8 protein-coding genes and 2 tRNA genes are annotated in these 11,399 nt (G+C 72.4%); 5 read left to right on the top strand and 5 right to left on the bottom strand.

The window, feature by feature from the left end; genetic code table 11:
- Positions 1-68: 68 nt before the first annotated feature.
- The 4 genes from J0670_RS16675 to J0670_RS16660 all read left to right on the top strand — a co-directional run bounded on the left by J0670_RS16675 (position 69) and on the right by J0670_RS16660 (position 5,745).
- Positions 69-3,044, top strand: a complete 2,976-nt coding sequence (locus J0670_RS16675; protein WP_207812375.1) for a UPF0182 family protein — start codon at positions 69-71, stop codon at positions 3,042-3,044.
- A 63-nt stretch (positions 3,045-3,107) separates the two neighbouring features.
- Positions 3,108-3,181 (top strand) — tRNA-Met (locus J0670_RS16670).
- A gap of 145 nt (positions 3,182-3,326) precedes the next feature.
- Positions 3,327-3,400, top strand: a tRNA-Met gene (locus J0670_RS16665).
- A gap of 368 nt (positions 3,401-3,768) precedes the next feature.
- Positions 3,769-5,745: an SEL1-like repeat protein gene (locus J0670_RS16660; RefSeq protein ID WP_207812374.1), complete on the top strand. Its 1,977-nt coding sequence runs from the start codon at positions 3,769-3,771 to the stop codon at positions 5,743-5,745.
- Between the two features lie 10 nt (positions 5,746-5,755).
- Here the strand turns inward: J0670_RS16660 and J0670_RS16655 are convergent, their stop codons facing one another.
- Entirely contained in the window at positions 5,756-6,169 is a 414-nt protein-coding gene (locus J0670_RS16655) for a Fur family transcriptional regulator (protein ID WP_207812373.1), read from the bottom strand.
- Positions 6,170-6,272: 103 nt separating this feature from the next.
- Between J0670_RS16655 and J0670_RS16650 the strand changes: the two genes are divergently transcribed.
- Positions 6,273-7,748 (top strand): catalase, encoded by a 1,476-nt coding sequence (locus J0670_RS16650; protein ID WP_207812372.1) that lies wholly within the window; start codon positions 6,273-6,275, stop codon positions 7,746-7,748.
- A gap of 97 nt (positions 7,749-7,845) precedes the next feature.
- Here the strand turns inward: J0670_RS16650 and hisN are convergent, their stop codons facing one another.
- The 4 genes from hisN to aroA form a co-directional block, all read right to left on the bottom strand.
- The gene (gene hisN / locus J0670_RS16645; protein ID WP_207812371.1) at positions 7,846-8,643 is read right to left on the bottom strand and encodes a histidinol-phosphatase; all 798 of its coding nucleotides are present in this window, start codon (positions 8,641-8,643) and stop codon (positions 7,846-7,848) included.
- A 32-nt stretch (positions 8,644-8,675) separates the two neighbouring features.
- On the bottom strand, positions 8,676-8,999 hold the full coding sequence (locus J0670_RS16640) for a multidrug efflux SMR transporter (protein ID WP_207812370.1): 324 nt from the start codon (positions 8,997-8,999) through the stop codon (positions 8,676-8,678).
- A gap of 109 nt (positions 9,000-9,108) precedes the next feature.
- The gene (gene rsgA, locus J0670_RS16635; RefSeq protein WP_207812369.1) at positions 9,109-10,164 is read right to left on the bottom strand and encodes a ribosome small subunit-dependent GTPase A; all 1,056 of its coding nucleotides are present in this window, start codon (positions 10,162-10,164) and stop codon (positions 9,109-9,111) included.
- Positions 10,165-10,179: 15 nt separating this feature from the next.
- On the bottom strand, positions 10,180-11,399 hold a 1,220-nt coding region (aroA, locus tag J0670_RS16630; RefSeq protein ID WP_207812368.1), incomplete at its 5' end, for a 3-phosphoshikimate 1-carboxyvinyltransferase.

Below are 11,399 nucleotides of genomic sequence, written 5' to 3'. Positions count from 1 at the left end.
GGTTAAGTTTCTCTGACGACCGACCGTTCTCCAGACGACACAGCTGAGGTGCCACCGTGGTATTCCAGATGCCGGAACGCTCAGGGCCGGGTTTCCGGCGCAGGGTAGGCCCGCCCTCCCGGCGGGCGCGGGTGGCCCTGCTGACCCTGGGCGTACTCGCGGTGCTGTTCCTGTTGTTCGTCATGTTCGCCGGGTTCTGGACGGACTGGCTGTGGTTCAGGTCGGTCCACTACTCCTCGGTGTTCACCACTCAGCTGTGGACGAAGATCGGGCTGTTCGCGGTGTTCGGCCTGCTGATGGCGGTGATCGTCGGCTTCAACATCTGGCTGGCGCACCGGCTTCGGCCGCCGCTGTCGGCGATGTCGGTCGAGCAGCAGAGCCTGGACCGCTACCGGTCGGGTCTGGCGCCGTTCAAGCGCTGGGCGCTGATCGGCGTCTCGCTGGTGATCGGCCTGGTGGCGGGTGCCGCGGCGTCCGGTCAGTGGCGGACCTGGCTGATGTGGACGAACTCGACGTCCTTCGGTGAGAAGGACTCCCAGTTCGGCATGGACGTCTCGTTCTACGCCTTCGACCTGCCGTTCTACGAGTTCGTGCTGGGCTTCGCGTTCAGCGCGGTGATCGTCTCGCTGCTGACCTCGGCGCTGGTGCACTACCTGTACGGGGGGCTGCGGCTGCAGGGCCCGGGCCGGCGGGCGAGTGCGGGCGCGCAGGGGCACCTGGCGGTGCTGCTGGGTGTGTTCGTGCTGCTGAAGGCGGTGGCGTACTGGCTGGACCGGTACGCGCTGGCGGTGAAGACCGGCGGGTACAAGGGGGTGTCGGGCTGGACCGGCCTGCGCTACGTGGACGCCAACGCGTTCCTGCCGGCCAAGACGATCCTGTTCTTCGTCGCGATCATCTGCGCGGTGCTGTTCTTCCTGACCCCGATCCGCCGCACCTGGGCGCCGGCCCTGATCGGACTGGGTCTGATGGTGCTGTCGGCGGTGCTGATCGGCGGGCTGTACCCGGCGATCGTGCAGCAGTTCCAGGTCAAGCCGAACGAGCAGGCCAAGGAGACGCCGTACATCCAGAAGAACATCGACGCGACGCGGCAGGCGTACGGGATCGCGGACGCGCAGACCACCCCGTACAGCCCGCAGGGTTCGACGAACACCGACGCGCTGAAGCCGGACGCGCAGACCGTCGCGGACATCCGGCTGCTGGACCCGAACATCGTCTCGCCGGCGTTCCAGTCGCTGGAGCAGCAGCGCAACTACTACGCCTTCCCGAACACGCTGGACGTGGACCGCTACGGCACCGGTTCGGGCAAGCAGGACACCGTGATCGGCCTGCGTGAGCTGGACCTCAACGGGGTGCAGCGCAACTGGATCAACGACCACTTCAAGTACACCCACGGCTACGGCGCGGTCGTCGCCAAGGGCAACCAGGTCGACGACAAGGGCCAGCCGGTGTTCACGGAGTCGGGCCTGCCGGCCACCGGGGCGCTGGGCGACTACGAGCAGCGGATCTACTACGGCGAGAAGACGACGACGTACTCGATCGTCGGCGGCTCGAACAAGGAGATCGACTACACCGACACCAAGTCCGGCCAGAACGTGGAGTACACGTACACGGGTGACAGCGGGGTGTCGCTGGACAACCCGATCACCCGGGCCGCGTACGCGGTGCGCTTCACCGAGCCGCAGATCCTGTACGCGGGGGCGATCACCGACGGCGCCAAGGTGATCTACAACCGGACGCCGAAGGAGCGGGTGGAGAAGGTCGCGCCGTGGCTGTCGATCGACGCCGACCCGTACCCGGTGGTGCAGGACGGCCGGGTCGTGTGGGTGGTGGACGGCTACACCACCTCGGACGGCTACCCGTTCTCCTCGAAGACGACGCTGGGCACCGCGACGAAGGACTCGCTGACCAACCAGCGCGGTGAGCTGCTGGCCGTCGCCAACCAGGTCAACTACATCCGCAACTCGGTCAAGGCCACGGTGGACGCCTACACCGGCGAGGTGAAGCTCTACCAGTGGGACGAGAACGACCCGGTGCTGAAGACCTGGATGAAGGCCTTCCCGGGCACCGTCGAGCCGAAGGCGGACATCCCGCAGTCGCTGCTGCCGCACCTGCGCTACCCGCAGGACATGTTCAAGGTGCAGCGCGACCTGCTCGGCCAGTACCACGTGACCGACGCCAACTCCTTCTTCAACGGCAGTGACATCTGGCAGGTCCCGGTGGACCCGACCAGCGACACCAAGCAGGTCCAGCCGCCGTACTACGTGACGGTGCGGATGCCGGACGCCGCGTCCGCGAGCTTCTCGCTGACCAGCACCTTCGTGCCCAACCAGCGGCCGAACCTGGCGGCGTTCATGGCCGTGGACTCGGATCCGGGGCCGGACTACGGGAAGATCCGCATCCTGAAGATGACGGGTGAGGGCGGTGCTCCCGGCCCGGGCCTGGTGCAGTCGAAGTTCAACTCCCGTCAGGAGGTGGCCACGCAGATCACGCTGCTGAAGAGCGGCGGCGACTCGGAGCTGGAGTACGGCAACCTGCTGACCCTTCCGGTCGGCGGCGGTCTGCTGAACGTCGAGCCGGTGTACGTGCGCGGGCGCGGCGCCAAGTACCCGACGATGCAGAAGGTGCTGGCGGTCTACGGGGACGACAACGTGGCGTTCGAGAACACCCTGGAGGACGCGCTGAAGAAGGTGTTCTCCGGGGCGCCGCCCGCGGTCACCCCGACCGCGCCGTCCACGCCGGGCACCGGGGGCACGACGCCGACCTCCCCGGCGACGCCCGCGCCCACCGGGCAGGCCACCGCGGGGCCGGGCGGGACGACCTCGCCGCAGCTGCAGAAGGCGATCTCGGACGCGGTGAAGGCGTACGACGACAGTCAGGCCGCGATCAAGGCCGGCGACTGGGTGGCCTACGGCAACGCCCAGAAGGCGCTCGGCGAGGCGCTGAAGGCGGTGGCGGCGGCCGGCGGCGGCAGCGCCCCGGCGGTCCCGACGGGCACTCCGACCCCGCCCGCCGCGGGTTCCGGCTCACCGAGCCCGAACCCGTAGCCACTGAGCTGCGGTAACCGTTTTCGGTTCCACCCCGCGTCCGTGCTACGGTATGACCACCGACGCGGGGTGGAGCAGCTCGGTAGCTCGCTGGGCTCATAACCCAGAGGTCGCAGGTTCAAATCCTGTCCCCGCTACTCAAGGCAGAGGCCCGGAGGATTCATCCTCCGGGCCTCTGGCGTTTCCCGGGCCGCGCCGGCTCCTGCCGACGGAGTCGGTTCGGGGCGCCGGAGGATCATCGTCCGGGGTCCTCTCGTTTCCGTGCTATGGTTTAACCACCGACGCGGGGTGGAGCAGCTCGGTAGCTCGCTGGGCTCATAACCCAGAGGTCGCAGGTTCAAATCCTGTCCCCGCTACTCAAGGCAGAGGCCCGGAGGATTCGTCCTCCGGGCCTCTGGCGTTTCTCGGGCCCGTTCTCGCCCGGAAGCGGGGGGAACCGCTCCGGTACTATCGACCGTCGCCAAGGGAGACGGCAGCGGGGTTTGTGGGGTGGGAGTGTCGGGAAATCGACAAAGCGCCGAAGCAATTTCGTCGGCTTCGGGTCGGCCCCGCCGGATTTCGGGCGAGGCAGGTGCACGCGGGTAGCGGGTGATGCGACGATGGGACACGTGGGGGACGGTGCACGGCCGCTGACCGGCCGTCGGGTCCGGCGCCTTCCCCGGGAGTCCCCCCGACCGCGGGCCGGGGCACGATGCCGCGACACTCTGGGGGAGCGGGAGTCGGCATGAGGCTGATCGGCAAGTCAGGCGCCAAGTCCGCGGCGGCCGCCGAGGCGGACACCGACGCCTGGGCGGAGAGCACCGAGAGCCCCGACAGCCGCCCCGGAGCCCTCCCCTCCCAGCGCACCGGCGGACTGTCCGAGCGCCCCCAGGTCGGGGGCTCGGGCCCGGACAGCCTCGTCCACGTGTCGACCCGTCAGTTCTCCGCCGCCGTCGGCCCGTACGGGAGCGGGCCCGACGGGCAGTCGCCCTCCGGTGCCGCGCTGGACCCGGCGGGCCTGGACCCGACCAGCTTCGAGACCGCGCTGGCCGCCCGGGAGTCCGCCGCCCTGGAGGCCCGGCACCGGCAGGCCGCCGACGGCGGCGACCCGGACGCCGCCTGCCGGCTCGGCACCCTGCTGCTGCGCCGCGGCGAACTGGAGGAGGGCGAGCCCTACCTGCGCGCCGCCGCGGCCGCCGGGGTGCGCGCGGCCGCCAACAACCTGGGCGTGCTGCTGCACCAGCAGGGCCACCGCGCCGAGGCCGGCCAGTGGTGGCGCCAGGCGGCGGTGGCGGGCAGCGCCCCGGCCGCGCACGCGCTCGGGCTGCAACTGCGCGACCAGGGTGAGGAGGAGGCCGCCGAGTACTGGCTGCACTACGCCGCCGACCACGGCCACCCGCTCGGCGCCTACGCGCTGGGCGACCTGATGGAGCACCGGCGCGACGTACGGGCCGAGCGCTGGTTCAAGGTCTCCGCCGACGCCGGGCACCGAGAGGCCGCCTACCGGCTGGCCCGGATGCGCGAGGCCGCCGGGGACAAGGAGACCGCCGAGGCCTGGTACCGCACCGCCGCCGCCCGCAGCCACGCCCGCGCCGCGCTGCGCCTGGGCGTGCTGCTGGAGGAGCGAGCGGGCGCCGACCGGTCGCTGCTGGACGAGGCCGCCCGCTGGTACCGGCAGTCCGCGCAGAACGGCGAGCCGCGCGCGGCCTGCGCGCTCGGCTTCCTGCTGCGCGACTCCGGGGACGTCGCCGCCGCCGCCGAGTGGTGGCAGGAGGCCGCCGAGGCCGGGGACGGCAACGCCGCCAACGCGCTCGGGGCCCTGCACGCGAGCCGCGGCGAGGCCAAGGAGGCCGAGTACTGGTACCGCACCGCCCTCGACGCGGGCGACCAGAACGGCGCCTTCAACCTCGGGCTGCTGTGCGCCGGCACCGGCCGCGAGCAGCAGGCCGAGCAGTGGTACCGCCGGGCCGCGTACGCCGGGCACCGGGAGGCCTGCAACGCGCTGGCCGTCGTGCTGCTGCAGCGCGGCGACGAGTCCGGTGCCCAGCCGTGGTTCTCCAAGGCCGCCGAGGCCGGCAGTGTGGACGGCGCCTTCAACCTCGGCGTGCTGCACGCCGGGCGCGGCGAGCACCGGCAGGCCCAGGAGTGGTACGCGCGGGCCGCCGCCGAGGGCCACGGCGAGGCGGCGCTGCAACTGGCCGTCGCCCAGGAGCGGCGCGGCAACCTGGCCGGGGCGCTGGAGCGTTACCGACAGGCGGCGGCCGGCGGCTCGGCGGAGGGCGCGTTCCGGCTGGCGTCGGTGCTGGACCGGCGCGGGGACGCGGACGCCGAGGCCGAGCACTGGTACGCGGTGGCGGCCGACGCCGGGCACCGGCGGGCGCAGGTGCGGATGGGCGTGCGGGCGGCCGAGCGCGGGGCGCTGGAGATCGCCGAGAGCTGGTACCGGCGTGCCGCCGAGGCGGGCAGCCGCAGTGCCGCGTTCAACCTGGGGCTGCTGCTGGCCCGTCAGGACAGCGAGGCGGAGGCGATGCTCTGGTACACCCGGGCCGCCGACGCCGGGCACGGGCGCGCCGCGCTGCGTCTGGCGCTGCTGGCGTTGCGCCGGGGCGAGCCGGTGCAGGCGGAGAACTGGTGCCGGAGGGCGATCGACTACGGGCCGGCCGAGGTGGCCGAGCGGGCCGGGCGGCTGCTGGGCGCGCTGAACGCCGAGCTGAGCGCCTGACTGATCTGGGTCAGGGACGGCAGTCGGGGCACAGGCCGCGGTAGGTGACCTCGGCGGCGGTGACGACGAAGCCGAAGCGTTCGGCGGCGGGGAGGGCGGCGAGCGGGTCGCCGTACGGGTGGACGTCGCGGATCGCGCCGCAGCCGGAGCAGACCAGGTGCTGGTGGGCGCGGTGGGCGTTGGGGTCGTAGCGCCTGGCGCGGCCGTCGGTGGCGACCTCCAGGACCTCGCCGAGGGCGACGAGTTCGCCGAGCGTGTTGTAGACGGTGGCGCGGCTGATCTCGGGCAGCCGGTCCGCGGCCCGGGCGTGCACCTCGTCGGCGGTGAGGTGGACGTGCTCGCCGTCGAGGACCTCGGCGACGACCCGGCGCTGCGAGGTCAGCCGCCAGCCCCTTCCGCGCAGTCTCTCCAGCAGATCGGTCATGCATCCAGAGTAGGTCAGGCTCCGAGTTTGGTGCCAGTGTTGACTTGGACAAAGTCCAAGTTAGGATCGTGTCATCACGACCGGATCCCTCGGAGGCACCCTTATGAGCACCCAGGACGAGCTGCGCCCGACCCTCACCACGGAGGCGGGTGCCCCCGTCGCCGACAACCAGAACACCGAGGCCGCCGGCGTCGGCGGTCCGGCCCTGATCCAGGACCAGCTGCTGTTCGAGAAGCTCGCGCACTTCAACCGCGAGCGGATCCCGGAGCGCGTGGTGCACGCCCGCGGTGCCGGCGCGTACGGCACCTTCACGGTGACCGCCGACGTGACGCCCTGGACCCGGGCGGCCTTCCTCTCCGAGGTCGGCAAGGAGACCGAGGTCTTCCTGCGCTTCTCGACCGTGGCGGGCAACCTCGGCGCGGCCGACGCGGTGCGCGACCCGCGCGGCTTCGCGCTGAAGTTCTACACCGAGGAGGGCAACTACGACCTCGTCGGCAACAACACCCCGGTGTTCTTCATCAAGGACGCCATCAAGTTCCCCGACTTCATCCACACCCAGAAGCGGGACCCGTACACCGGCTCGCAGGAGGCCGACAACGTCTGGGACTTCTGGGGCCTGTCGCCCGAGGCGACCCACCAGGTGACCTGGCTGTTCGGCGACCGCGGCATCCCGGCCAGCTACCGCCACATGAACGGCTACGGCTCGCACACCTTCCAGTGGCAGAACGAGGCCGGCGAGCACTTCTGGGTCAAGTACCACTTCAAGACCGACCAGGGCATCCGCACCCTCACCCAGGCCGAGGCCAACACGCTGGCCGGCGAGGACCCGGACAGCCACCAGCGCGACCTGCGCGAGTCGATCGAGCGCGGCGAGTACCCGAGCTGGACGGTGCAGGTCCAGATCATGCCGGCGGCCGACGCGGCGAACTACCGCTTCAACCCCTTCGACCTCACCAAGGTCTGGCCGCACGCCGACTACCCGCCGATCGAGATCGGCCGGCTGGAGCTCAACCGCAACCCGGAGAACGTCTTCGCCGAGGTCGAGCAGTCGGTCTTCTCCCCGGCGCACTTCGTGCCCGGCATCGGCCCGTCCCCGGACAAGATGCTCCAGGGGCGCCTGTTCGCCTACGCGGACGCCCACCGCTACCGGGTCGGCATCAACGCCGACCACCTGCCGGTGAACCGCCCGCACGCCACCGAGGCCCGCACCTACGGCCGCGACGGCCACCTCTACGACGGCCGCCACGGCCGCCAGAAGAACTACGAGCCGAACAGCTTCGGCGGCCCGGTGCAGACCGGCCGTCCGCTGTGGGCCGCCACCGCCGTCGACGGCCTCACCGGCACCCACGTGGCGCCCTCGCACGCCGAGGACGACGACTTCGTGCAGGCGGGCGACCTGTACCGGCTGTTCTCCGAGGACGAGAAGCAGCGGCTGATCGCCAACCTGGCCGGCTTCATCGCCAAGGTCTCCGCCGACCGCGAGGACATCGTGGAGCGGGCGATCGACAACTTCCGCAAGGCCGACGCCGACTACGGGCAGCGGCTGGAGGCGGCGGTCCGGGAGCTGCGCAAGCAGTAGCGGCGACCGGATCGGGCAAGCGGCGGGCCCGGTGACCAGCTCCCACTGGTCACCGGGCCCGCAACCACGTCAGGCGCGTTTGGCGCGTTCGGCCCGCTCAGACGGACAGGCGCCGCAGCGCCTCCTCGTGCAGCAGGCCGTTGGAGGCGACGGCGTCCGCGCCGCCCGGGCCGGGGACGCCGTCCAGGCCGGTGAAGCGGCCGCCGGCCTCCTGGACGATGACGCAGGGCGCCGCCATGTCCCACAGCGACAGCTCGGGCTCGGCGGCGATGTCCACCGCGCCCTCGGCGACCATCATGTACGACCAGAAGTCGCCGTAGGCACGGGTGCGCCAGCAGGCGCGGGTGAGGTCCAGGAACGGGTCGAGGCGGCCGCGCTCCTCCCAGCCGGTCAGCGAGGAGTACGAGAAGGACGCGTCCTCGATCCGGGAGACGCCGGAGACGCCGATCCGGGAGGCCTTGGCGAGGCTGCGGCCAGCGAACGCGCCCAGGCCCTCGGCGGCCCACCAGCGGCGCTGCAGCGCGGGGGCGGAGACGATGCCCACCACCGGGCGCGTGACGCCGTCCGGGCCCTCCTCCAGCAGGGCGACCAGGGTGGCCCAGACGGGGACGCCGCGGATGTAGTTCTTGGTGCCGTCGATCGGGTCGATCACCCAGCGCCGCGGGCCCGAGCCCTGCAGGCCGAACTCCTCGCCGAGGACGGCGTCGCGCGGGCGGGCGCGCTGGAGCACGCTGCGCACGAGCTCCTCGGCGGCCTTGTCGGCGTCGCTGACGGGGGTGAGGTCCGGCTTGGTCTCGACGGTCAGGTCGAGGGCGCGGAAGCGCTCCAGGGTGACCGAGTCGGCCGAGTCGGCGAGGACATGGGCGAGGCGGAGATCGTCGTGGTAGTCGGCCATGCCGAAACCCTAGCTCAGTGCGCCGGATCCCCTCAGTGGGCGGAGCCGCTGAGCTGCAGGCCGATGACGCCGGCGATCACCAGGGAGATGGAGACCAGCTTGAGCACCGAGGTGGTCTCGCCCAGGAAGGCCATGCCGTAGACCGCGGTGCCGGCCGCGCCGATGCCGGTCCACACCGCGTAGGCGGGGCCGACCGGCAGGCTCTTCAGCGAGAGGGTGAGCAGCCCGAAGCTGCCGAGGGCGAACACGCAGAAGCTGATGGTGGGCCAGAGCCTGGTGAAGCCCTCGCTGAGCTTGAGGTTGATCGCGAAGCCGGTCTCCAGCAGGCCTGCCAGGACCACCAGGGCCCATGCCATCGCGTGCCCTCCCTGTCGCTCGACGGACGGACCGCGCCCGGCCCGACCTTCCTATGATCGCCAGGCCGGCGCGCTCCGACACCTCGAACGGGCCGCGAGCTGTGCGGGGTCAGTCGCCCTCGCGGGCCTCCTTGCTGGCCAGCAGCCGGCGCAGCGAGTACAGCCGGGCGGCCTCGGCGTGCCCGTCGGCGACCCAGGCGTCCAGGGCGCAGTCCGGCTCGTCGTGGCTGCAGGCGCGCGGGCAGTCGACGGTGCCCGGCTCCAGGTCGGGGAAGGCGTGGATGACCCGGGACGGGTCGATGTGCGAGAGGCCGAAGGAGCGGAAGCCGGGGGTGTCGATCACCCAGCCGGGGTTCAGCGCCTTCTTCGAGCCGGGCTTGGCGCCGGGCGGCGGGGGCAGCCGCAGCGCCAGGGCGGAGACGGTGGTGTGCCGGCCGCGCCCGGTGACGGCGTTGACGCGGCCGGTCTGCCGCTGGCGGTCCGGGACGAGCGCGTTGACCAGGGTGGTCTTGCCGACGCCGGAGTGGCCGATGAACACCGTGGACAGGCCGCGCAGGTGCTCGCGGACGGCCTCGGCGCCGGCGGTCTCCAGTTCGTCCCTCCGGGTGACGACGTAGTCGATGCCCAGCGGCGCGTAGGACTCCAGCAGCGGGGCGGCCGGGGCCAGGTCGGACTTGGTGAGCACCAGCAGCGGTTCCATGCCCGCGTCGTAGGCGGCGACCAGGCAGCGGTCGATCAGCCGGGGGCGCGGCTCCGGGTCGGCCAGCGCGGTGACGATGGCCATCTGCTCGGCGTTGGCGACGACGATCCGCTCGTACGGGTCGTCGTCGTCCGCGGTGCGCCGCAGCACCGAGCTGCGCTCCTCGACCCGGACGATCCGGGCGAGGGTGTCGGCGTCCCCGGAGAGGTCGCCGACCAGGCTGACGGTGTCGCCGACGACCACGCCCTTGCGGCCCAGCTCGCGGGCCTTCATGGCGGTGATCTCGCGCTCCTGCTTCGTCCCCGGATCGACCAGGCAGGTGAGCCGGCCGCGGTCGACGGTCAGCACCATCGCCTCGGCGGCGTCCTCGTGCTTGGGCCGGATCCTGGTCCGCGGCCGGGAGCCCCGGCGGGCCGGGCGGTTGCGGATGTCGTCTTCGTCGGCGTCCTTGCCGTAGCGGCGCATGTGCTCAGTCTCCGCTCAGGCGCCCGCCGCCGCTTCGCCCTCGCCGAGCAGATCCGCCCACATCCGGGGGAAGTCGGGCAGGGTCTTGGCGGTGGTGGCGACGTTCTCCACCTCGACGCCGGGCACGGCGAGGCCGAGCACCGCGGCGGCGGTGGCCAGGCGGTGGTCCTCGTAGGTGTGGAAGACGCCGCCGCGCAGCTGGCGGGGGCGGATCCGCAGGCCGTCCTCGGTCTCGCTGACGTCGCCGCCGAGGTCGTTGATCTCCTTGGCGAGGGCGGCCAGCCGGTCGGTCTCGTGCAGGCGCAGGTGGGCGATGCCGTACAGGTGGGACTCGGAGTCGGCGAGCGCGGCGACCGCGGCGATCACCGGGGTGAGCTCGCCGACGTCGTGCAGGTCGGCCTCGATGCCGTGGATCCGGCCGGTGCCGGTGAACTGGAGGCCGTCCTCGGTGAACTCGCAGGCGCCGCCCATCGCGGTGTAGAGCTCGCGCAGCCGGTCGCCGGGCTGGGTGGTGTGCCGGGGCCAGTCGCGGACGGTGACCCGGCCGCCGGTGACCAGGGCGGCGGCGAAGAACGGCGCGGCGTTGGACAGGTCCGGCTCGACGACGAGGTCGCGGCCGATCAGGGCGCCGGGGGTGACCCGCCAGACGTCCTTCTCGCCGCCGTCCTCGGGGGCGTCGACCTGGACGCCGGCCAGGCGCAGCATCTCGACCGTCATCCGGATGTGCGGCAGCGACGGCACCGGGCCGCCGACGTGCCGGACCTCGACGCCGTGGTTGTAGCGGGCGCCGGAGAGCAGCAGGGCGGAGACGAACTGGGAGGAGGCGGAGGCGTCGAGCTCGACCGGGCCGCCGTCGAGGCCGCCGGTGCCGTGGACGGTGAGCGGGAAGGTGCCGCGGCCGTCGTCCTCGATGCGGGCGCCGAGGGCCCGCAGGGCGTCGATCACGCCGTGCTGGGGGCGCTCGTGGCTGCGCGGGTCGCCGTCGAAGTGCACCGGGCCGTCGGCGAGGGCGGCGAGCGGGGGCAGGAAGCGCATCACGGTGCCGGCGTTGCCGACGTCGACGGAGGCGGGGCCGCGCAGCACGGGGGCGGGGATGATCCGCCAGGCCTCGCCGCCGCCGATGCCGCCGGAGTCGTTGTTGACCTTCTCCTCGATGGTGACCCCGAGGGCGCGCAGGCCGTCGGCCATCAGCTGGGAGTCGCGGCTGCGCAGCGGGCGGCGCACCCAGCCGGGCC

It is taken from the genome of Streptomyces sp. FH025 (assembly GCF_017427025.1).
GTDB lineage: Bacteria > Actinomycetota > Actinomycetes > Streptomycetales > Streptomycetaceae > Kitasatospora.
Note: the sequence above shows the minus strand (reverse complement) of the source record. Positions and strands in the feature narration are given on the sequence as shown.